Origin of the sequence: Mesorhizobium qingshengii (assembly GCF_900103325.1) — a bacterium.
Lineage (GTDB): Bacteria > Pseudomonadota > Alphaproteobacteria > Rhizobiales > Rhizobiaceae > Mesorhizobium > Mesorhizobium qingshengii.
Window position 1 is genome coordinate 369,713 of record NZ_FMXM01000003.1, and the last position, 19,770, is coordinate 389,482.

General features: G+C 63.7%; 23 protein-coding genes. 10 read left to right on the top strand and 13 right to left on the bottom strand.

The window, feature by feature from the left end; translation table 11 throughout:
• The first annotated feature begins 62 nt into the window (after window positions 1–62).
• Window positions 63–635, top strand: a complete 573-nt coding sequence (locus BLS48_RS05540; RefSeq protein WP_091575988.1) for a GNAT family N-acetyltransferase — start codon at window positions 63–65, stop codon at window positions 633–635.
• A 52-nt stretch (window positions 636–687) separates the two neighbouring features.
• On the opposite strand, the gene BLS48_RS05545 is transcribed toward BLS48_RS05540, so the two are convergent.
• Both BLS48_RS05545 and BLS48_RS05550 read right to left on the bottom strand, forming a co-directional pair.
• Window positions 688–1,074: a DUF2794 domain-containing protein gene (locus tag BLS48_RS05545; RefSeq protein WP_091576226.1), complete on the bottom strand. Its 387-nt coding sequence runs from the start codon at window positions 1,072–1,074 to the stop codon at window positions 688–690.
• Between the two features lie 663 nt (window positions 1,075–1,737).
• Window positions 1,738–2,523 (bottom strand): DUF1223 domain-containing protein, encoded by a 786-nt coding sequence (locus BLS48_RS05550; protein WP_091575989.1) that lies wholly within the window; start codon window positions 2,521–2,523, stop codon window positions 1,738–1,740.
• A gap of 175 nt (window positions 2,524–2,698) precedes the next feature.
• Between BLS48_RS05550 and BLS48_RS05555 the strand changes: the two genes are divergently transcribed.
• The gene (locus tag BLS48_RS05555) at window positions 2,699–3,376 is read left to right on the top strand and encodes a ceramidase domain-containing protein (RefSeq protein ID WP_091575990.1); all 678 of its coding nucleotides are present in this window, start codon (window positions 2,699–2,701) and stop codon (window positions 3,374–3,376) included.
• 54 nt (window positions 3,377–3,430) lie between these two features.
• Here BLS48_RS05555 and acnA read toward each other — a convergent pair whose 3' ends face one another.
• The gene (gene acnA / locus BLS48_RS05560) at window positions 3,431–6,121 is read right to left on the bottom strand and encodes an aconitate hydratase AcnA (protein WP_091575991.1); all 2,691 of its coding nucleotides are present in this window, start codon (window positions 6,119–6,121) and stop codon (window positions 3,431–3,433) included.
• 285 nt (window positions 6,122–6,406) lie between these two features.
• On the opposite strand from acnA, the gene ccmA reads away from it, so the two are divergent.
• The 4 genes from ccmA to BLS48_RS05580 all read left to right on the top strand — a co-directional run bounded on the left by ccmA (window position 6,407) and on the right by BLS48_RS05580 (window position 8,597).
• On the top strand, window positions 6,407–7,009 hold the full coding sequence (gene ccmA, locus BLS48_RS05565; RefSeq protein WP_091575992.1) for a heme ABC exporter ATP-binding protein CcmA: 603 nt from the start codon (window positions 6,407–6,409) through the stop codon (window positions 7,007–7,009).
• 1 nt (window position 7,010) lies between these two features.
• Window positions 7,011–7,676, top strand: coding sequence for a heme exporter protein CcmB (gene ccmB / locus BLS48_RS05570; RefSeq protein WP_091575993.1), 666 nt, complete (start codon window positions 7,011–7,013; stop codon window positions 7,674–7,676).
• A gap of 178 nt (window positions 7,677–7,854) precedes the next feature.
• On the top strand, window positions 7,855–8,022 hold the full coding sequence (ccmD, locus tag BLS48_RS05575; protein ID WP_091575994.1) for a heme exporter protein CcmD: 168 nt from the start codon (window positions 7,855–7,857) through the stop codon (window positions 8,020–8,022).
• Window positions 8,019–8,597, top strand: coding sequence for a DsbE family thiol:disulfide interchange protein (locus BLS48_RS05580; RefSeq protein WP_091575995.1), 579 nt, complete (start codon window positions 8,019–8,021; stop codon window positions 8,595–8,597). The genes ccmD and BLS48_RS05580 overlap by 4 nt, the downstream gene beginning before the upstream one ends.
• 144 nt (window positions 8,598–8,741) lie before the next feature.
• Here the strand turns inward: BLS48_RS05580 and BLS48_RS05585 are convergent, their stop codons facing one another.
• Window positions 8,742–8,909: a hypothetical protein gene (locus tag BLS48_RS05585; protein ID WP_091575996.1), complete on the bottom strand. Its 168-nt coding sequence runs from the start codon at window positions 8,907–8,909 to the stop codon at window positions 8,742–8,744.
• Between the two features lie 314 nt (window positions 8,910–9,223).
• On the opposite strand from BLS48_RS05585, the gene BLS48_RS05590 reads away from it, so the two are divergent.
• Window positions 9,224–10,141 carry an SMP-30/gluconolactonase/LRE family protein gene (locus BLS48_RS05590; RefSeq protein WP_091575997.1) on the top strand — a complete coding sequence of 306 codons (918 nt, stop codon included), beginning with the start codon at window positions 9,224–9,226 and terminating at the stop codon, window positions 10,139–10,141.
• A 33-nt stretch (window positions 10,142–10,174) separates the two neighbouring features.
• Complete coding sequence (locus BLS48_RS05595; protein WP_091575998.1) at window positions 10,175–10,384, top strand: tautomerase family protein; 210 nt, start codon at window positions 10,175–10,177, stop codon at window positions 10,382–10,384.
• A gap of 112 nt (window positions 10,385–10,496) precedes the next feature.
• Here BLS48_RS05595 and BLS48_RS05600 read toward each other — a convergent pair whose 3' ends face one another.
• The 9 genes from BLS48_RS05600 to BLS48_RS05640 all read right to left on the bottom strand — a co-directional run bounded on the left by BLS48_RS05600 (window position 10,497) and on the right by BLS48_RS05640 (window position 18,460).
• Window positions 10,497–11,030, bottom strand: a complete 534-nt coding sequence (locus BLS48_RS05600; protein ID WP_091575999.1) for an NADPH-dependent FMN reductase — start codon at window positions 11,028–11,030, stop codon at window positions 10,497–10,499.
• Window positions 11,031–11,062: 32 nt separating this feature from the next.
• Window positions 11,063–11,683 (bottom strand): pyridoxamine 5'-phosphate oxidase family protein, encoded by a 621-nt coding sequence (locus BLS48_RS05605; protein WP_091576000.1) that lies wholly within the window; start codon window positions 11,681–11,683, stop codon window positions 11,063–11,065.
• Between the two features lie 10 nt (window positions 11,684–11,693).
• Window positions 11,694–12,359, bottom strand: a complete 666-nt coding sequence (locus BLS48_RS05610) for a septation protein A (RefSeq protein ID WP_091576001.1) — start codon at window positions 12,357–12,359, stop codon at window positions 11,694–11,696.
• 3 nt (window positions 12,360–12,362) lie between these two features.
• Complete coding sequence (ftsY, locus tag BLS48_RS05615; RefSeq protein WP_091576002.1) at window positions 12,363–14,246, bottom strand: signal recognition particle-docking protein FtsY; 1,884 nt, start codon at window positions 14,244–14,246, stop codon at window positions 12,363–12,365.
• 12 nt (window positions 14,247–14,258) lie between these two features.
• Window positions 14,259–15,587 (bottom strand): tRNA (N(6)-L-threonylcarbamoyladenosine(37)-C(2))-methylthiotransferase MtaB, encoded by a 1,329-nt coding sequence (gene mtaB / locus BLS48_RS05620; protein ID WP_091576003.1) that lies wholly within the window; start codon window positions 15,585–15,587, stop codon window positions 14,259–14,261.
• A complete protein-coding gene (gene dapF, locus BLS48_RS05625; protein WP_091576004.1) occupies window positions 15,587–16,471 on the bottom strand; it encodes a diaminopimelate epimerase in 885 nt (294 codons plus the stop codon). Before dapF ends, mtaB begins: the two co-directional genes overlap by 1 nt.
• A gap of 72 nt (window positions 16,472–16,543) precedes the next feature.
• On the bottom strand, window positions 16,544–16,705 hold the full coding sequence (locus tag BLS48_RS05630) for a DUF1328 family protein (protein ID WP_091576005.1): 162 nt from the start codon (window positions 16,703–16,705) through the stop codon (window positions 16,544–16,546).
• Between the two features lie 97 nt (window positions 16,706–16,802).
• Window positions 16,803–17,357 carry a hypothetical protein gene (locus BLS48_RS05635; RefSeq protein WP_244529519.1) on the bottom strand — a complete coding sequence of 185 codons (555 nt, stop codon included), beginning with the start codon at window positions 17,355–17,357 and terminating at the stop codon, window positions 16,803–16,805.
• An 83-nt stretch (window positions 17,358–17,440) separates the two neighbouring features.
• Window positions 17,441–18,460 carry an MBL fold metallo-hydrolase gene (locus BLS48_RS05640; protein WP_091576007.1) on the bottom strand — a complete coding sequence of 340 codons (1,020 nt, stop codon included), beginning with the start codon at window positions 18,458–18,460 and terminating at the stop codon, window positions 17,441–17,443.
• A gap of 140 nt (window positions 18,461–18,600) precedes the next feature.
• Here BLS48_RS05640 and BLS48_RS05645 point away from each other — a divergent pair, with 140 nt between their 5' ends.
• Together BLS48_RS05645 and BLS48_RS05650 are read left to right on the top strand one after the other, a co-directional pair.
• Window positions 18,601–19,044 (top strand): VOC family protein, encoded by a 444-nt coding sequence (locus tag BLS48_RS05645; protein WP_091576008.1) that lies wholly within the window; start codon window positions 18,601–18,603, stop codon window positions 19,042–19,044.
• 139 nt (window positions 19,045–19,183) lie between these two features.
• A complete protein-coding gene (locus tag BLS48_RS05650; RefSeq protein WP_091576009.1) occupies window positions 19,184–19,723 on the top strand; it encodes a protease inhibitor Inh/omp19 family protein in 540 nt (179 codons plus the stop codon).
• The last annotated feature ends 47 nt before the right edge of the window (window positions 19,724–19,770 follow it).

Sequence of the window (19,770 nt, forward strand, 5' to 3'; positions counted from 1 at the left end):
CGCCCTTTTCTTTTGTGTCGGCCTTTGCTTTATGGGAGGCACATGAACGACTTGCATAAATTATGAGCAGCATCACCATTCGGGCCGCCGGATCGGCCGACCTCGACCGAATCGCGGAAATCTACGCCGATGCGGTGACGCACGGTACCGCCAGCTACGAGTTGGAGCCGCCCAGCCGCGCCGAGATGGGCGCCCGCTTCGACGGTCTGATGGCCGGCGGCTTTCCCTACCTGGTGGCGGAGAAGGACGGCGCCGTGCTTGGCTATGCCTATGCCGGGGCGTTCCGGCCGCGCCCGGCCTACCGCTTCATCGTCGAGGATTCCGTCTATGTCGCGCCCGAGGCCAAGGGCCAGGGGGTTGGCCTGTTGCTGATGCGGCGGCTGATCGAGGCATGCCGCGCGGCAGGCTTTCGTCAGATCGTCGCGGTGATCGGCGATGGACGGCCGGACAGCGCTTCGGTGCGGCTGCACGAAAAGCTCGGCTTTCGCCATTCCGGCCGCCTTGAAGGCTCCGGCTACAAGCATGGGCGCTGGCTGGATACGGTCTTCATGCAGCTGTCGTTGAACGGCGGGGCCTCGGCGCCGCCTGATCCGGATTCGCTGCCGGAGCGGAAATTCCGCAACAAAAATAACTAATTGATTTTTTAGGCAATTCCGGACGGAAACCGCTACGCACTTTTCCTGGAATTCAAGCCTCGACCAGTTTCAGCTTGCCGTCGAACACGCCAAGCACGCGGCCAAGCTCCTGGCCACGCTTGAGGATGCGGCCGCCAGCGGCAATGACGGCAAAAGCACCCTGCTTGCGGGCCAGCTTCGGGTCCTTGACGATCTGGAACAGCGGCACTTCGCTGGTGCGGCGGAAGACGGAAAACACGGCGCGGTCAGTAAGGTGGTCGATGGCGTAGTCGCGCCATTCATTGGCGGCAACCATGCGCCCGTAGATCCTGAGGATCTGGTCCAGTTCACGCCGGTCGAACCGCACCGGCTGATCGAGGCGCTCGCGTCTTGCCTCGTGCAGCGGGATCAATATTGCGGATGCGTCGCCATCCCCCGTCCCGCCGCCGTCATCGGTCATGCCTCGATCCTTCAAAATGAATCTTTGCCAACCAAAGTTGGCGCGTTCGCGAAGGAATTGCAAGACCCGCAAAGCGAGCCCCGCGCTGCGCTGTTTCCGCAACGTCCAGTCACTTTTATGAAACGCCGTGTTGGAATTGGTGATGCTTCGCCACATTCCTGCCATTTTTTATCCGCGCTCATGCCCCAATGTCCGACGAATTTACCGGCGTTGCCTGAGACGGTTCGGTCCGGCACCGGCTCGTAAACCCCAAGCCCCCCGCCCACGGGTCTGCGTCGGATCGAACCAACCTCGGTTTTTCCTCGGAAAAAACGGGTGCGACGATCCCAAAACCTAAATAACCGACGTCAGAAGCAAGCTGACGTCGGTTTTTTCATGCCTGGTTGATCCCTAGTTAATCGTGGCTGAACACCTTCGACAGGTGCGCGGGTTCGTTGCTCCATCCGCTAACGCTGGCGATCCTTCGCGCCCCCTCTGTCCTGCCGGGCATCGCCCCCACAGGAGGGAGATTGGCCCTCATCCCCGCTTTTGCCAATCTGTGTTTGAAAGTCTTGGCATGAGCCCTCTGTGTCGTCGCGTCGTCCCTGCTCTGCCTCAGGATGACGAAATGAGGATCGTCTCGCCATCGGCGAGATAGCGGCGCTCAATCAGGATCGGAAGGTTCTAAGGCTTGTGAATGAAGGCTGCGCCCAGAATGGGGCCGGGCAGGCCATCCTTGCCGACCGACTGCAGCAGCACCGCGCAGCCGCCCTTCTTGGAAATCTCGCTCATCGGCAATTCGTAGCGCTGCGCCTTGCCGTGCCACATGCCGGCGGTCTGGATACCCGTAACAGCGTTCCAGTAGGTCATCTTGCGGCCGCTGTTCTCACCCTGGCCGATCTTGATCGTCTGCGGCGGGTCGAAATAGACGATGACGACATGGGCATCGCTGGGCCCGGCGCCGGCATCACCGGCGTCGATCATCACGCGGTCGCTGGTTCGGCTGACCTTGATGGCGACCCGCATGCCTTCGCCGGTCTTAGCCAAACGGGCGAGCGCGCCATCGACCTCGCCACGGCTGGCGCCGTTGACATGGACGCGGCCGTTGATGACGGCCTGCGGCGTGTAGACGGAGCGGCTGCCGAAGGCGCGCATGTAATCATATTGCCGCTCGGTGTTCTCCTTGCGGCTCAACGTGTCCTGCCAGCCAAGATAATCCCAGTAGTCGACGTGATAGGCGAGCGCGACGATATCTTCCTTGGCGGCAAGTTCGGCAAACAACGCATCGGCCGGCGGACAGGAATTGCAGCCCTGGCTGGTGAACAGCTCGACGACGCCCAAGGGTCTGTCGGTCTGCGGCTTGCCGGCCTGAATCTGGTCGGACCCGCCGGCATGACCAGCGCCGGCAAACGCCGAGAAGGCCAGCGCAAGGGCTGCCAGCCACAATGATTTTCGCGAGGCCATGGCCATTCCGATTCCCGCCGGTGGTGCCGGCTTTATTGTGATTGCTGAAATATGTGGCAGAACCGGAAGTCAACAGGAAGTCACGTTGCGGTGAAATTTTTGCCATTGCAACCGACCGCAACGGCGCAATAGGACCAAGGCCTGCACTTCAGGGTGGAAACCGATTCGGGCGGCAATCACGATGTGGCAAACACTTTTGGCGCCAGTCGATCTCTACTGTGAGCGAACCGGGCCGGGACTCTGGGCCGAGCCGGTCAATGCCCTGTCAAATCTCGCCTTCATCGCCGCCGGCCTGTGGGGCGTGCGCGAGGTGCGAAGGCAGGGCACCGGCACCTTTGCCGAGGTGCTGGCCTGGTGGGTGGTGGCGATCGGCATCGGCTCGACGATATTCCATACCTTCGCCACCAAGGGCACCATCTGGACCGACGTGCTGCCGATCGCCGGCTTCACGCTGGCCTACACGCTGTTCAACCTGCGCCGGTTCCTCGGCATGCGATGGGGCAAGGCCATTGCCATCTTCGTTGCCTTCTACGCGGTTGCCGGGCTGGTGACGCTGGCCGTGCCGGATTGGCTGCGCCAGGCATCGAACGGCACGACCGGGTATCTGCCGCCGTTCCTCGCGCTCGCCTTCTTCGGCATCCTGGTGGCGGCGGGCGGCAATCGCGCCGGCTGGTACAATCTGGTGGGGTCGGCGATCTTCGTCGTCTCGGTCATCTGCCGGATGATCGATCCGCTGGTCTGCGCCAGCTTTCCGCTCGGCACGCATTTCCTCTGGCACCTCCTCAACGGGCTGATGCTCGGCGTGCTTCTGGCGGCGGCGGCGCGGTTTGGGGCGCCGAGGGTAGGCAGTAGGCAGTAGGCAGTAGGCAGTAGGTGTCCTATTCCCTACTGCCTAAGCCCTATTCCCTTGCTGCTACGCAGCAAGATCGCGCAGCACGTATTGCAGGATGCCGCCGTTCTTGAAGTAGTCGAGCTCGTCCAACGTATCGATGCGGCAGATGATCGGCACATTCTTCACCGTGCCGTCGCCATAGGTGATCCTGGCGGTCATCGTCTGGCGCGGCTTGATAGCGCTCAGTCCGTCGATCTCGACCAGCTCGTCGCCCTTTAGGTTGAGCGAGGCCCACGAGGTGCCGTCCTCGAAGACGAAGGGAATGACGCCCATGCCGACCAGGTTCGAGCGATGGATGCGCTCGAAGGACTGGGCGATGACAGCGCGGACACCAAGGAGATTCGTTCCCTTGGCCGCCCAGTCGCGCGACGAGCCATTGCCGTATTCGACACCGGCGAAGATGACCAGCGGCACGCCTTCCTTCTTGTACTCCATCGCCGCGTCGTAGATCGATTCCTCTTCCTTCGACGGGTAGTGGATGGTGTAGCCGCCTTCCCTGCCATTCTCGCCCAGCATGTGGTTGCGGATGCGGATGTTGGCGAAGGTGCCGCGCATCATCACCTCGTGATTGCCGCGCCGCGTGCCGTACTGGTTGAAGTCGGCGACGCCGACGCCGTGATCGGTGAGGTATTTGCCGGCCGGCGAGGCCGCCTTGATCGAGCCCGCCGGCGAGATGTGGTCGGTGGTGATCTTGTCGCCGAACAGGCCAAGGACGCGGGCGCCCTTGATGTCGCCGATCTTGCCGAACCCGGCGGTCATGCCTGCGAAATAGGGCGGGTTCTGCACATAGGTCGAGTTGTCGTCCCAGGCATAGGTCTGGCCTTCCGGCGCCTGGACCTTCTGCCAGTGTTCGTCGCCCTTGAAGACGTCGGCGTATTTGCGGGCGAACAGCTCGCGGGTGACGTTCTTCTCGATGAACTCCTGGATTTCGGCCGAGCTCGGCCAGATATCCTTGAGGTAGACCGGATTGCCGTTCTTGTCCTCGCCGAGCGGCTCGGTGGTGAGGTCCTTGGTGACGGTTCCAGCCAGCGCATGGGCGACGACCAGCGGCGGCGAGGCGAGATAATTCGCCTGCACGTCGGGCGAGACGCGGCCTTCGAAATTGCGGTTGCCGGACAAGACCGCGGCAGCAATCAGGCCCTTGTCATTGATGGTTTTCGAGATCGGCGCCGGCAGCGGACCGGAATTGCCGATGCAGGTGGTGCAGCCGAAGCCGACCAGGTTGAAGCCGATCTGGTCGAGCTCCTTCTGCAGGCCGGATTTCTCCAGATATTCGGCGACCACCTGGCTGCCGGGGGCCAGCGAGGTCTTCACCCACGGCTTCTGCTTGAGGCCGAGCCGGTTGGCGTTGCGCGCCAGGAGGCCGGCGCCAATCAGCACGCTCGGGTTCGAGGTGTTGGTGCAGGAGGTGATGGCGGCGATGACGACATCGCCATGACCGAGATCGTACGAGGTGCCTTCGACGGCATAGCGCTTGGAGATCTCGGCCGCCTTCTTGTACTCGGTCTCCATCGCCTTGGCGAAGCCGGCCGGAATGCCTTCGAGCGCGACGCGGCCCTCGGGCCGCTTGGGGCCGGCCATCGACGGCACGACGCTGCCAAGCTCGAGCTCGAGCAGGTCGGTGAACACCGGATCGGCCGAGCCGGTGTCGCGCCACAGGCCTTGCGCCTTGGAATAGGCCTCGACCAGCGCGATGCGGTCCTCGCTGCGGCCGGACATTGTGAGGTAGCGGATGGTTTCGCTGTCGACCGGGAAAAAGCCGCAGGTGGCGCCATATTCCGGCGCCATGTTGCCGATGGTGGCGCGGTCGGCCAGCGTCATGTTGGAAAGGCCGGGGCCAAAGAACTCGACGAACTTGCCGACGACGCCCTTCTTGCGCAGCATCTGGGTGACGGTGAGCACGAGATCGGTGGCGGTGACGCCTTCCTTGAGCCTGCCGGTGAGGCGGAAGCCGATGACCTCGGGCAAAAGCATGGAGACGGGCTGGCCGAGCATGGCCGCCTCGGCCTCGATGCCGCCGACACCCCAGCCGAGCACGCCAAGGCCGTTGATCATCGTGGTGTGCGAATCGGTGCCGACGCAGGTGTCGGGGTAGGCGGTGGTTTCGCCGTCCTCGGTGTTGGTCCAGACGACCTGGCCGAGATATTCGAGGTTGACCTGGTGGCAGATGCCGGTGCCTGGCGGCACGACGCGGAAGTTGCGGAAGGCCTGCTGGCCCCATTTCAGGAACTTGTAGCGTTCCTCGTTGCGCTCGTATTCGAGCTCGACATTGCGGGCGAAGGCCATCGGCGTGCCGAATTCATCGACGATGACGGAGTGATCGATGACGAGGTCGACAGGCACCAGCGGGTTGATCTTCTGCGGGTCGCCGCCGAGCGAGGCCATGGCGTCGCGCATGGCGGCGAGATCGACCACAGCCGGAACGCCGGTGAAATCCTGCATCAGCACGCGGGCCGGGCGATAGGCGATCTCGACGCCGGCGGTGCCCTTGTCGGTCAGCCAGCCGGCCACCGCCTGGATGCTCTCCTTGGTGACGGAGCGGCCGTCCTCGTTGCGCAGCAGGTTCTCGAGCAGAACCTTCATCGAATAGGGCAGCTGGGCGATGCCGGTAAGGCCGTTCTTCTCGGCCTCGATGAGGTCGAAATAGACATACTCAGTGCCGCTTGCGGTCAGCGTGCGGCGGCAATTGAAACTGTCGAGGGATTTTGACACGTGCGATCCGTCCTTGTCTGTTCAGCCTGAAAGGGAACGGACGCCGATGGCATGCAATCACGCGCAAAGGTGCGGGTACGGCCATTTCCGCTGTCCGTTCCCAAGCAACCCGAGCCGTTCAAGGCGGCGCGTGCGCTGGTTCGGCGCTAATTCGCTTCCCGTGCCGACCGCTGGCACGGATGCACCGCATATAGAGAATTTTCTGGAATAGTTCTAGACAGTCCAAAGGCTATTTTGTGCGATGCGATAGCAGCCGCGACACATTGTTTTGGGGACGGGTGAGGGATGCGGCTTATCGCCGAAAATCTGGGCGGCGAACGCGGCGGCGACACGGTGTTTTCCGACATCGGCTTTGCCCTGCAGGACGGTCAGGCGCTGGTCGTCACCGGGCCGAACGGATCAGGAAAATCGACCTTGCTGCGGGTCATCGCCGGGCTGCTTCCGGTGGCGGAAGGCAGCGTGCGGATCGAAGGTGGTGGCGAGGCGTTTCCGTCGATCGCTTCGGCCTGTCATTATCTTGGCCACCACAACGCGATGAAGACGGCGCTCAGCGTGGCGGAAAACCTGCGCTTCTGGCGCGACTTCAACGGCACCGGCCATGTTGGCGTCGAAGCGGCGCTGGACATGGTCGGGCTGGGCAGCATCGGTCATCTGCCATTCGGCTATCTCTCGACCGGGCAGAGGCGGCGCGCGGCGATCGCGAAACTGCTGGTCAGCCATCGACCGCTGTGGCTGCTCGACGAGCCGACGGCGGGGCTGGACAAGGCTTCGGAAGGGCGCTTCGCCGCGCTGATGACGAGGCATTGCGGGGCTGGCGGGATGATTGTCGCGGCGACGCATCTGCCGCTCGGGTTGGATGGGGCGAAAGAATTGAGGATGGGAGGATGAGATGCTAGCGCTCTTCCTCCGCGACATCCGCCTCAATATCCGTGCCGGCGGCGGCGCGTTGACCGGCGTGATCTTCTTCCTTGCCGTCATTGCCACCATCCCGTTCGGGGTTGGGCCGGACCTGAGGCTGCTCGCCCGTATCGGCCCGGCGATCCTGTGGATCGGCGCGCTGCTGTCTTGCCTGCTCGGGCTCGACCGGCTGTTCCAGGCCGACCGCGAGGACGGTTCGCTCGATCTGCTGGTGCTCGGCAACGACCGGCACATGCTGGCTTTGACCGTGCTGACGAAATGCCTGGCGCATTGGGCGGGCAGCGTGCTGCCGCTGGTCATTGCCGCTCCCTTGCTCGGCCTGTTCATGAACATGGAGCCACTCGCCATCGGCGCCACGGCGCTGACACTGCTGGTCGGCACGCCGGCGATCACCTTTATCGGCGCGGCCGGTGCGGCGGTAGCGGTGGCGCTGCCGCGTGGCGGGTTGCTGATCTCGGTGCTGGTGCTGCCGCTGACCATCCCGGTGCTGATCTTCGGCGTTTCGGCGAGCTACGGCGCGACGGCCAATCCCGATCCGTTTCTGCAGCCCTTCCTCATTCTTGCCGCGCTGACCCTGTTTCTTGCCGTACTGGGCCCGGTTTCGGCGGCGCTGGCGCTGCGCCACGGAACGGATTGAGTGACGTCGGTCAGGGTTTGCGTGACATCAAGGCCGCGGCGCGGCGACCGCCTATGTTAGGAGGCTGCGGCGCGACGGCCGATTGCGAAGCCGCCGGCACGCCGTTAAGGAAAAGCATGATCGAGCGAGGCGGAAGGATCCGGTTGGAGAGAAGGATGTCGTCGAGGGAGCGGCAGGCATGAGCGCGCATGCACTCTACGTCACCGCTGCCTACGCGATCACCGCGCTTGCGCTGGCCGGGCTGATCGGCTGGATCCTCGTCGACCAGCGGGCCCGCAAGCGTGAACTCGCCGAACTGGAAGCGTCCGGCGTGCGGCGGCGCTCCGACAAGGCCATCAAGTCATGAGCATGGAAACCGAAACGCCCGCGCCGCCCCGTCGCCGCCTGTTCGTGCTTTTGCCGCTTCTGATTTTCCTCGGCCTGGCGGGGTTGTTCCTGTCGCAGCTTTTGTCGGGGCGCGATGTTTCGGAGGTGCCATCGGCGCTGATCGGCCAGCCGGCACCACGGACAAACCTGCCGGCGCTCGAGGGCAGCAACCTGCCGGGCCTCGATTCGAAGCTGTTCGCCGGCAAGGTCACGCTGGTCAATGTGTTCGCGTCATGGTGCGCGCCGTGCCGGGAGGAACATCCGGTGCTGCTGGCGCTGGCGCAGGACAAGCGCTTCGTCATGGCGGCGCTGAACTACAAGGACCAGCCGGAGAACGCCCGCCGTTTCCTCGGCGATCTCGGCAACCCGTTCCAGGCGATCGGCGTCGACGAAGCCGGACGCACGGCGATCGACTGGGGTGTCTACGGCGTGCCGGAAACCTTCGTCATCGGCAAGGACGGCAAGATCGCCTACAAGCATGTCGGCCCGCTGACGCCCGAGACGGCGCAGACGCTGCTGTTGCCGCAGATCGACAAGGCGCTGGCGGCACATTGATATTCAGCCGGCCTGCAAACGGCGGCTTCCTGCGCTTCCGGTGCTCACGTACCCAAAGTACGCTCCGCTCCGGTTCTCGGAAACCACCGTTTTCGTCTCGGCCTGACCTGAATCTCAACGCGCCTGTGTGGCGCGGACTTAAGGTCAGCCGTAGATCTGCTTGTGGACCTGGTAGAGCATTTCCGAGCGGTCGGCGCGCATGTCGGCCAGATCGCGGCTGGAAAAGCTGTCGATTTCGGCGACGAGGCGGTTGTAGTGCTTGCGCTTGGCAATGCTGTTGCGAGCGCGGTTCATGAGATCGTTGAAGATCATAGCAAGGTTCCTTCTGTGCCGCATTGCTGGCGGCCGGTTCTTCCTCCCTTGATCAGTACGAAGCATGACATAGGATTGGTGCGTTGCAAAAAGAAGATGTTGCAATGCACCATTGCACCCAGCGCATAGCCGGTTAAGGGCCCTTAACCGGGGTTAAGCGGGCTTAACCCGAGTAAAGCGTCCCTGAGGCGGCATTGGTGCGCTCATCACGTCTGCAGGAGGTTGCGGACGATTTGATGATCGATCTTGCCTTATTGATCGCCGGCTGGCTTGATCGCTGACGGTGCCGCGTCGATTGACCTGGGAGGGAAGCCATGGCCGCCGAAGACTACGAAATTCTCGATCCGCGCTTCGCGCGCCTGATCGGCACGAATGCCCGTGTGAACAAGCTCTTCACCGGCTGCCAATGGGCGGAAGGGCCAGCCTGGTTCGCCGCCGGCCGCTATGTGGTCTGGTCGGATATCCCGAACAACCGCATGCTGCGCTTCGACGAGACCGATGGTCATGTCAGCGTGTTCCGTCAGCCATCCGGCAATTCCAATGGCAACACCGTCGACCGGCAGGGCCGGCTGGTCACCTGCGAGCATTCGGGCCGTCGCGTCAGCCGCACCGAGCATGACGGCTCGATCACCGCCATTGCCGCGAAATGGCGTGGCAAGCGGCTGAATTCGCCCAACGACGCGGTGGTCAAGTCGGATGGATCGATCTGGTTCACCGATCCGAGCTACGGCATCGACAATGATTACGAGGGCGACAAGGCGGAGAGCGAGATCGGTGCCTGCCATGTCTACCGGGTCGATCCCGGCACGGGTGAGGTCGAAGCCGTGATCACCGACATGGTCAGGCCCAACGGCCTCGCCTTCTCGCTCGACGAGAGCAAGCTCTATGTCGCCGATACCGGCCGCACGCATGGCGCGCATGATCCTGCTCATATCCGCGTGTTCAATGTCGGCAAGGGCGGCAAGAAGGTTTCCGGCGGAAAAGTCTTCGCCGACTGCACGGCCGGCCTGTTCGATGGCTTCAGGCTCGATGAGGGCGGCCGCATCTGGACCAGTGCGGGCGACGGCATCCACTGCTACGATCCGGACGGGACGCTGATCGGCAAGGTCAAGGTACCGGAGGTCACCGCCAATTGCGTGTTCGGCGGCAACAAGCTGAACTGTCTCTACATCGCCGGCACCACTTCGCTCTACATGGTCCGGCTCATGGTCAACGGCGCCAAAACGTACTGAGCTGCCGTCAACAAGATCGAAGGGGAGAAAATCATGCCATTCGTCAACATCCGCCTTGTCAAGGAAGTGATCGCGGCCGACCCCGCCGGCAAGAAGGCGGACATCGCCAAAAAGGTCACGGCGGCCATCATGGAGGCCACCGGACTGGGGAACGACGATGTGTGGGTGGTCTTCGAGGAGGTCAACGCCCGCGACTGGTATGTCGGCAAGACCGATGTCGAGACGCTGCGGAGCAAGAAGTAGCCTCCAGCAACGTCACCGCTGCGGCGCAGAAGATGACAGGGGGGCGTGAAGGAACGCCAGCGCTCCGCTTCGCGTTCGCTCCGCCCCGGGAACGACGGCACGGTGGCGTCGCTCAACGCGTCCGGATGAAATCCGCGAAGGCTGAAAGCGCATTGCGCATCGCCAGCACATTTGCCGGTTCTGCCAAGATGCTCTCCACCTCCAGCGGCTTCTTGCCCAGGAGCGCAATCTCGAGCGATCCGCCGTCATAAAGCGCAAACGACATGGTGCGCATGATCTCGGCCAATGCAGCGCGGGCAAACAGCGAACGCGGCGAGGCGTGCACCAGCATGGCCGGCTTGTCGACGGCGGCGTCGCGCGACACCAGCCAGTCGAGCCCGTTCTTCAGCCCGCCCGGAACGCCATGGGCATATTCCGGACAGGAGACGATGACGCCGTCGGCATGGGTGACAGCGTCGATCAGCGCGGAGGCTTCTTGCGGCGTCCGCTCGCCTTCCTCATCGGGATTGAAGATCGGCAGACGGCCAAGCCCGTCATAGATGGTGACGCGACAGCCGGGTGGTGCATTCCGCGCAAGTGCCGCGACCAGGGCCGAATTGGTGGAGGCCGCCCGCAGGCTGCCGGAGATGGCAAGGAGGTTCAGCAAGGGTAAACTCGGACGAATCGTGTCCGCGAAGATTACCACATCGTCTGCCTGTAGCTTTCGTCCAGCCAGCGGTCGGTCGCCTCGACCGAATCGGCCAGCACCAGCTGGTCGCGCAGGATCTGGCCGAGTGTCGGCAGCGTCGAGCGGTCGTACCAGGTCTCCGGCTTCCACAGGTCGGAGCGCATGAAGGCCTTGGCGCAATGCATGTAGGCGGCCTTGACGGTGACCACGACGACACTTTGCGGTTCCTTGCCGTCGACGGCTAGGCGCTCGCGCAAACCCGCATCGATGGTGATGCGAGCGTCGCCGTTGACGCGCAGCGTCTCGTTCATGCCGGGGATGAGGAAGAGCAGCCCGACCGACGGGTTGAGGAGGATGTTCTCCAGCGTGTCGAGCCGGTTGTTGCCGGGCCGGTCGGGGATGGCGATGGTCTGGTCGTCGAGCACGGCGGCGAAGCCCGGCCTGTCACCCTTCGGCGTCACGTCGGCGTTGCCGGCGCCGTCGGACGAGCCGATCAGCACGAACGGGCTCTTGCCGATGAAGGAACGGCAATGGCCGTCGAGCGCCTTCAATTCCTTGCGGATCGAGCCGTCGGTCGGGCGTGGCGTCTTGTAGATCGTCCTCAGCTCGTCGCGCGTGGTGACGAATTCCATGGCCCTCTCCCTATTTACCGGCCTTCTCTTCCTTTGCTGCCTTTTCCTCGAGCGAATGGCGCAGGATCAGCGGCATCTGGCTGAAAGTGAAGACGAGAGTGATGGGAATCGTGCCCCAGACCTTGAAATAAAGCCAGGTTTCCTCCGAAAAGTTCCGCCACATCACTTCGTTCAGCGCAGCCAGGAAAAGAAAGAACAGTCCCCAGCGGAAGGTGAGCTTGCGCCAACCTTCAGCGTCGAGGCTGAAGGCCGAATCAAAGACATAACCGAGCAGCGATCTGCCGAATGCCAGTCCGCCGAGCAGCGTCAGGCCGAACAGGGAATTGATGATCGTCGGCTTCATGTAGGCAAAGGTCTTGTCCTGCAGCCACAGCGCCAAGGCACCAAACCCGAAAACGATGATGCCCGATACCAGCGGCATGATAGGCAAGCTGCGCATCACCAGCCACGAAACAGCAAGCGACAGCGCCGTGGCCACCATGAAAAAGGCGGTAGCGATCAGCAGCGGTTCGCCCAGATGCGTTAGGATGGGAAATTTCTGGGCAAGCCACTCACCGCGAATGGTCGTGAAAAAGAAAACCAGGCCCGGTCCGAGTTCGAGAGCGAATTTCAGGGCGGGATTCAGCGTCTTGCGACGAGGATCGGAAAGGTCGCGCTCGAGAATAGGTGGGTTCATGGGTCAAGCCACTCCAGCGATCGCCCTGGCGAATTCGCTTGCCGAAAAAGGTTCGAGGTCGTCGACCTGTTCGCCGACGCCGATGAAATAGACCGGCAGTTTGTGCTTTGCCGCGATCGCCACCAGAATACCGCCACGCGCCGTGCCGTCCAGCTTGGTCATCACCAGACCGTTGACGCCGGCGACATTGCGGAAGATCTCGACCTGGTTGAGCGCGTTCTGGCCGGTGGTGGCATCGACCGTCTGCAGCACCGTGTGCGGCGCTTCCGGATCGAGCTTGCCCAGCACACGGACGATCTTTTCGAGCTCGGCCATCAGTTCGGTCTTGTTCTGCAGGCGCCCGGCGGTGTCGATGATCAGCACGTCGGAGCCGGCCTCCTTCGCCTTCTCGAAGGCGTCGTAGGCGAGGCCGGCGGCATCGGCGCCGATCTTGGAGGCGATGACCGGCGATTTCGTCCGCTCGCCCCAGATCTTCAGCTGTTCGATCGCAGCGGCGCGGAAGGTATCGCCGGCGGCGAGCATCACCGACAGGCCGCCATCGGTCAGCTTGGCGGCGAGCTTGCCGATGGTGGTGGTCTTGCCGGTGCCGTTGACGCCGACCACAAGAATGACATGCGGCTTGTGGGAAAGGTCGAGCTCAAGCGGCATGGCGACGTGGGTCAGCACCTTTTCCACCTCGGTGGCCATGATGGCGCGCACTTCCGCTTCGGAGACGTCCTTGCCATAGCGGCTGGAGGCCAAGGCATCGGTGACGCGTAGCGCGGTCTCCATGCCGAGATCGGCGCGGATCAGCACGTCCTCCAGGTCCTGCAGCGTCTCTTCGTCGAGCTTGCGCTTGGTGAAGACGCCGGCGATGTTGCCGGTCAGTTCTTTCGAGGAGCGGGCGAGCCCGTCCTTCATGCGCTGGAACCAGGAGCGTCTCGGCGCCGGCTCCGGCGCCTTCCGCGGTTCGGCCTTCTGCTCGACCTTCTTGGTGACGGTCACCTTGCCGGGCGCGGGCCTTGGTTCCGGCAGGGGTTGTGGGGCCGGTTGCAGGACGGGCTGCGGTTCGGGTGCGACCTCAGCGATGACGGGCTGCGTCTCGACTGGCGCGGGCTGGCGAATGGGAGGCTGGATTTCTGCTGGTGGGGCCGAAGGCACGGCAGTCGCTGGCGTAGCTTCCGCAGGGGATGCCAAATCTCTCGCAGGCTCGCGCTGCCCCTCACCCTTACCCTCTCCCCGCAAGAGGCGGGGAGAGGGGGGCGTCAGCGTTGGAGCTTTACCCTTCTCCCCGTCACTAAACGGGGAGAAGGTGCCGGCAGGCGGATGAGGGGCGGTGCCGACCTCTGACGAGGGAGGCCTCGCGGACGGGATCGTTGATGGAACCTCGACCGGCGCCGGCACTTCGACAGGCGCAGGCCCAGGCTGTTGCTCCGGTTCGGCCGGCAAGATCTCCGGCAGTTCCGGTGCCGGGACTGGAATCTCTTGCGGCGCCGGTTCGGGAACGTGCTCCGGCACGGCCGGCACATCAGGCTTTTCCGGTGGCGTCGGCTCTTCGGCCGGTATTTCCGGGCCCGGCGGCTCAGGTGCCTGCGGTTCCTCGATCGGTGTAGGCTCTGGCTGAATTTCCGGCTCGGACGGGACGATCGGTGCCGGCGCGGGCGTTGGCTCCTCGACAGGTGCCGGCCCTGGCGGTACCTCCGGCTCGGCCGGCGGTGTCGGCACGACCTCCGCCTCGGGCCGCGGCTCGTCGCGCTTCAGGAATTCCGGAACGACCTGCTCGGCCGCCGGCTTCAGCGCATCGAGCGCTTCCCATTTGATCGGCGGCAGCGGAGCGGTCTCGTCGATGCGCTCCTCGACCACCTCTTTCTTGCCGAACGAAAATATCTTCTTGAAAAAACCAGCCATGCTTTGCGTTTCTCAGGCGGCGCGGGCGGCAAGCGGCGCCGCGATCAGCCGGGCGCCGTCATGGCCGGTGATGTCAGCCTGGACGATTTCGCCCGGCGAGCCGGTGGCAAGTGCCGCCAGCGTGAACCCTTCGGTGCGGCCAAGGCCGTCGCGCTCGATCAGGATCGACTGACGCGTTCCGGCCAGCGACGACAGATGGCTGCGATACGCGGCTTCACCGGCGGCGCGCAACCGGGCGGCGCGCTGCTTGACCACCTCGCGACGAACCTGCGGCATGCGCGCCGCGGGCGTGCCCTCGCGGGGGCTGAACGGGAAGACGTGAAGATGGGTCAGTCCGCATTCCTCGACGATCTTTTCCGAGTTCTCGAACATTTCGTCGGTCTCGGTCGGAAAGCCGGCGATGATGTCGGCGCCGAAGACGATGCCTGGGCGCAGCTTGCGCACATCCTCGCAGAAGCGGATCGACTGATCGCGCAGATGCCGGCGCTTCATGCGCTTGAGGATCATGTCGTCGCCCGACTGCAGCGACAGATGCAGATGCGGCATCAGCCGCGGCTCGGTGGCGATGGCGTCGAGCAAATCGTCATCGGCCTCGATCGAATCGATCGACGACAGCCGCAGGCGCTTCACGTCCGGCACCTGCTTGAGGATCGTCTTCACCAGCTTGCCGAGTTTTGGCGCGCCCGGCAGGTCAGCGCCGAAGCTGGTCATGTCGACGCCGGTCAGCACGATCTCGGCATAGCCGTTGGTGCTGAGCCGCCTGACCTGCTCTACCACGGCGCCCATCGGCACCGAGCGCGAATTGCCGCGACCATAGGGAATGATGCAGAAGGTGCAGCGGTGGTCGCAGCCGTTCTGCACCTGGACGAAGGCGCGCGCCCGGCCCTCGATGGCGTCGACCATGTGGCTGGCGGTCTCACGCACCGAAAAGATGTCGTTGACGCGCGCCTTCTCGGTGTCGTTGACGCCGAAATCCGGCAGCGCGCGATAGGAATGCGCCTTCAGCTTCTCCTCATTGCCGAGGACGAGATCGACCTCGTCCATGGCGGCGAAACTCTGCGGCTCGGTCTGCGCGGCGCAGCCGGTGACGATGATGCGCGCCCGCGGGTTGTCGCGGCGCGCCTTGCGGATCGCCTGCCTGGCCTGGCGCACCGCCTCGCCGGTGACGGCGCAGGTGTTGAAGATCACCGCGCCGCCTTCCAGCGCGCCGAGGCCAGCGGTTTCAGCCTCGCGCCGCATCACCTCGGATTCATAGGTGTTCAGCCGGCAGCCGAAGGTCACCACGTCAATTGCCTTGGAGATGGGGCCCTCGGAGATCGGGCCCTTGGACAGAGCGGACATCAGGCCGCGCTCTCGGTGTCGCGGGCCCAGATGCCGGTCGACGGATCGAAGCTGCCCGAAAATTCCCATTCGGCGGCACCCGTGAGGATGACGTGGTCGTCGTCGCGCCATTCGACATGCAGCGTGCCACCGCCGGGGGTCAACAGGCTGACGCTTCGACCGGTCCGCTTGGTACGGGCCGCGGCAACCACCGATGCGCAGGCGGCCGAGCCGCAGGCCTTGGTCAGGCCGGCGCCGCGCTCCCAGGTGCGGATGACCATGGTTTGCGGTGAAGTAACCTGTGCGATGGTGATGTTGGCGCGCTCGGGAAACATCGGGTGGTTCTCGAGCAGCGGGCCGAAGCGGTCGAGTTCATAGGACCAGACATCGCGGTCGACCCAGAAGATGGCGTGCGGATTGCCCATCGAGACGACCGAGGGCGAATGCAGCACCGGCGCGTCGATCGGGCCGATCTGCAGCTCGATCATGCGGGTGTCGCGGAATTCCTCGGCCAGCGGGATGTCCTGCCAGCCAAAACGCGGCGTGCCCATGTCCACCGAGATCGAGCCGTCGGCATGTTCACGTGCATTGAGGATGCCGGCCACGGTCTCGAAGGTGAAGGTCTTTTGGCCGGTCTCGGCGGCCAGCGCCCGGACGACGCAGCGCATGCCGTTGCCGCAGGCCTGCGCTCCGGAACCGTCGGAATTCAGGATGTCGATGAAAAAGGCGGTGCCCGGTGTCCTGGCGTCGTGGATCGCCATGATCTGGTCGAACCTGGTCGCGGCGTCGGCGTTCAGCGCGATGGCCGCAGCCGGCGTCACCCGATCGGCACGGCCACGCATATCGGCAACGATGATCTCGTTGCCGATGCCGTTCATCTTGGCGAAGGGGGCCGTGCTTGCCATTGCTCCGAAAATTCCGTGTCCGTTTGGCGCTATATGGCGGAAACGGGCAGGAATTACCAGTGCGGAGCAGCTTTACGTCACCGCGAAGATGCCAAGCACCACCAGCAGGAAGATGATGAGAACGATGCCGATGAGGATGCGCGCGCCGGTGGCGGCGGCTCCGGCCAATGCCGGCATGCCGAGCAGGCTCGCCGCCGCGGCGACGATCAGGAGAATGATGATCCATTTGATCATGGGAATGCCTTGTAAGCCGACAGATTTTGAAACTGCAAGAAAACGCGGCTGCCGCGCTTGGGTTCCCGCTGGCTGCGAGGCGTATGTGGGGGTAAAACTAGCCGGCGATCTCGATATCGGTGGTGAAGGGCGCCGTCTTGTTCGAATTCTGGTCATGCATGAGGAAGTCGCACCGGTATTTGCCGGGCGGCAGGCCATCGAGGGAAAGATCGAGTTTGAAGAACAGTTCGCGGTTATGCGAGCGAGAAGCGACCTGAACGCTGCCAATCTTCTCGAAGGTGCCCAGAGGTTCGCCCGATTCTGAAAGCACGGTGAGGTCGACGGCAAGGGCGATCTGGCTATTGCCAAGGCCATCCGAGCCATAGCCATATCCAACCGGTTCCATATAGAGCACGACCTTCTCGCCAGGCTTGTAGATGTGATTGGCACGCTCGCTATAGATGCCAAAGCCGCCGGCTGTGTCGACCTGTTTGACGTTCTGCACGCCAAGCGGCATCGCTTGCCATAGCGCTTCCTCGGCGCTGCGGAATTTTTCCAGCGCGCCGGCGCCGTCACCCGCCTGCAGCGCCTTTTCCGCTTCCACGGCGCGGTCGCTGATTTCACCCGCGAAAGCGGTCGGCGTCGAGATCGCCAGCGCCATCAGAACTGCCATGATCGATTTCATCCGAATTCCCTTTGCCTGCCCGGGCGGACCATCGGCGAAAATGGTCGCGCCGTAAATGGCCAATGCAGACTTCAGCCATGCTTTATCTCGGGTACGTCCCAGACTTCCCCCGGCCGCAAGGCGCGAAAGTTCTCCTGCGGGATACCTTGATCGTCAAGCGCCTGAGCCAGCTTTCGGACCGGCTCGTCGATTGGTTCGTCCGTGAGCTGGAAGGTGCCCCAGTGGCAGCCGGCGGCATAGGCGGCGTTGCACAGCTTCATGCCTTGCACGGCTTCCTCCGGGTTCTGGTGCTGCGGCGCCATGAACCAGCGTGGCTCGTAGGCGCCGATCGGCAGGATGGCGAAGCGGAAGCCGCCATGTTTCTCGGCCATCAGCCGGTAATTGGCGCCATCGTGGAAGCCGGTGTCGCCGGCGAAGTAGATCTTGCCGCCCGGCGCGTCGATGACGAAGCCGGCCCACAGCGCCATGCACCGGTCGCGGGTGCCGCGTGCCGACCAGTGATGCACCGGCTCGACATAGATGGCGACGCCATCATGGGTGTCGACCCTGTCGCCCCAGTCATGCGGCGACAGCCGCATGCCGGGCACGGCGCCGTCGATGAGGACGTCGTTGCCGAGGGGCATCAGTACCAGCGGATCGTGCTTTGCCTTGAGCCGCTTCAGCGTTGGGAGGTCGAGATGGTCGTAATGATTATGGCTGACCAGCACGAGGTCGATCGGCGGCAGGCGGACGAAGGCGATGCCCGGCGGACTGACGCGTTTTGGCCCGAGGAAGGAAAATGGCGACGTGCGTTGCGACCAGACCGGATCGGTGAGGATGTTCAGGCCGGCGGTCTGGATGAGCAGCGAGGAATGGCCGACCATCGTCACCCTCAGAGCGGAGCCTTCGACCCTTTCCACGGGATCTGCCTGCTGAAACGTACTCGGATCGGCCGCCGGCCATTTCGAGCGCCCGCCGCTCAACTGCCATTTCAGCAGGTCGGCGAAGCGCCCTGGCGGCCGGCCGTCGGGGTTGAAGAACAAGGTGCCGTCGAAATGATCGCTTGGCGGGCCGCTGTAGTAGCGATTGGCGGCTGTCTTTTTCGCGGCCAAGGTTGCGGCTCCGGCGGGTTTGCGTTTGCTAGACATAGGCCCTGCGCCGGCTGGCGCAAGCATTTGGCTCTGGAATGCCAAGGGCCGGGAGGCCGGCTCGGCTAGGATCGCCAGGGACCGGGGAACGGCAGGACGACGCCATGGCGATGAAACGGACGAAGACCCCGTGGATGAAGGCCGAGGATTTCGGCCGCTCGCTGCCGCGCGGCATCGGCGTCAACCTGCTGGTGCGCGACATGGTGGCCATGGAAGCCTTCTGCCGCGACGTACTTGGCGCGCGGGTGATCTACGCCGATGAGGATTTCGCGGCGATCGAGTTGCTGGGATCGGTGTTCATGCTGCATGCCGACCATTCCTATCTCGACAACCCGATGACCGGGGTGATCGTCGGCAGCGAAACACGTGGGGCCGGGATAGAGTTGCGCCTCTACGGCGCCGATCCCGATGCGATCGAGACGGCGGCAAGGGATCACGGCCACATCGTGCTGGCTGGCGCGCTCGACAAGCCGCATGGCTTGCGCGAAAGCTATATCGTCGGACCTGACGGATATGTGTTCGTGCCGAGCGCGCCATTGGCCGGGTGATTGCGATAAATTTGCAACAAATGTTGCCGCAAACCGTATTTTAACCATATCGGGTTGAAATTTCGCCACCTTCTCCATCTTGGTGGAGGTGAGATTGCGCGGACGGCGTCCCCCCAAGCCGGATCCGACGGAGGTTGGAATGACTTTTTCGAAAATCGGCCTGGTGGCCGTATCGCTGGCGGCGCTCGTTGCGAGCGGCTGCTCGACCTCGCGGTTCTCGTCGATGGATGACCAGCAGCCCGCGCCGCTGCAGCCGGCCCCGGCCGGCCAAGTGACGGCGAATCAGCTGCCGCCGCCGGTCTCACCCGGCACCACCGATCCGTCGCAGTTCCCGACCGCGCCGGCGAATACGCAGGTTGCGTCCTTGCCGCCGGACGGCTCGGCCCCCGCCGGAGCCCCGGATCTGACTGCGGCCAGCGTCGCCGGCGTCTGGAACGCCAGCGTTTCGGGCCAGACCTGCAAGGTGGCGACGCCGCAGACCAAATTCGGCGCCGGCTTCCGCGCCGGACCGTTGCATTGCCCGGCGCCAATCGACGGCATCAAGTCGTGGAACGTCGCCGGCAAGCAGTTGACGCTCTATGACGAGAATGGCGGCACGCTGGCTCGGCTCTATTCCTCTGGCGGTTCGAAATTCGACGGCCAGACTTCCAACGGTCAGCCGATTTCGCTTACGAGATAAGTCTGATCCGCCTCTTATTTGTTTTTACGCAATTCCGGATGGAAAAC

Coding starts and splice junctions, on each gene's coding strand:
- dapF (WP_091576004.1), bottom strand. CDS start 16,471: ATGGCAAGCACGGCCCCCTTCGCCAAGATGAACGGCATCGGCAACGAG.
- BLS48_RS05595 (WP_091575998.1), top strand. CDS start 10,175: ATGCCATTCGTCAACATCCGCCTTGTCAAGGAAGTGATCGCGGCCGAC.
- mtaB (WP_091576003.1), bottom strand. CDS start 15,587: ATGTCCGCTCTGTCCAAGGGCCCGATCTCCGAGGGCCCCATCTCCAAG.
- ccmD (WP_091575994.1), top strand. CDS start 7,855: ATGAGCGCGCATGCACTCTACGTCACCGCTGCCTACGCGATCACCGCG.
- BLS48_RS05590 (WP_091575997.1), top strand. CDS start 9,224: ATGGCCGCCGAAGACTACGAAATTCTCGATCCGCGCTTCGCGCGCCTG.
- BLS48_RS05555 (WP_091575990.1), top strand. CDS start 2,699: ATGTGGCAAACACTTTTGGCGCCAGTCGATCTCTACTGTGAGCGAACC.
- ccmA (WP_091575992.1), top strand. CDS start 6,407: ATGCGGCTTATCGCCGAAAATCTGGGCGGCGAACGCGGCGGCGACACG.
- BLS48_RS05545 (WP_091576226.1), bottom strand. CDS start 1,074: ATGACCGATGACGGCGGCGGGACGGGGGATGGCGACGCATCCGCAATA.
- BLS48_RS05645 (WP_091576008.1), top strand. CDS start 18,601: ATGGCGATGAAACGGACGAAGACCCCGTGGATGAAGGCCGAGGATTTC.
- BLS48_RS05540 (WP_091575988.1), top strand. CDS start 63: ATGAGCAGCATCACCATTCGGGCCGCCGGATCGGCCGACCTCGACCGA.
- BLS48_RS05635 (WP_244529519.1), bottom strand. CDS start 17,357: ATGGCAGTTCTGATGGCGCTGGCGATCTCGACGCCGACCGCTTTCGCG.
- BLS48_RS05630 (WP_091576005.1), bottom strand. CDS start 16,705: ATGATCAAATGGATCATCATTCTCCTGATCGTCGCCGCGGCGGCGAGC.
- BLS48_RS05650 (WP_091576009.1), top strand. CDS start 19,184: ATGACTTTTTCGAAAATCGGCCTGGTGGCCGTATCGCTGGCGGCGCTC.
- ftsY (WP_091576002.1), bottom strand. CDS start 14,246: ATGGCTGGTTTTTTCAAGAAGATATTTTCGTTCGGCAAGAAAGAGGTG.
- BLS48_RS05605 (WP_091576000.1), bottom strand. CDS start 11,683: ATGGAATTCGTCACCACGCGCGACGAGCTGAGGACGATCTACAAGACG.
- ccmB (WP_091575993.1), top strand. CDS start 7,011: ATGCTAGCGCTCTTCCTCCGCGACATCCGCCTCAATATCCGTGCCGGC.
- BLS48_RS05550 (WP_091575989.1), bottom strand. CDS start 2,523: ATGGCCATGGCCTCGCGAAAATCATTGTGGCTGGCAGCCCTTGCGCTG.
- BLS48_RS05610 (WP_091576001.1), bottom strand. CDS start 12,359: ATGAACCCACCTATTCTCGAGCGCGACCTTTCCGATCCTCGTCGCAAG.
- BLS48_RS05580 (WP_091575995.1), top strand. CDS start 8,019: ATGAGCATGGAAACCGAAACGCCCGCGCCGCCCCGTCGCCGCCTGTTC.
- BLS48_RS05585 (WP_091575996.1), bottom strand. CDS start 8,909: ATGATCTTCAACGATCTCATGAACCGCGCTCGCAACAGCATTGCCAAG.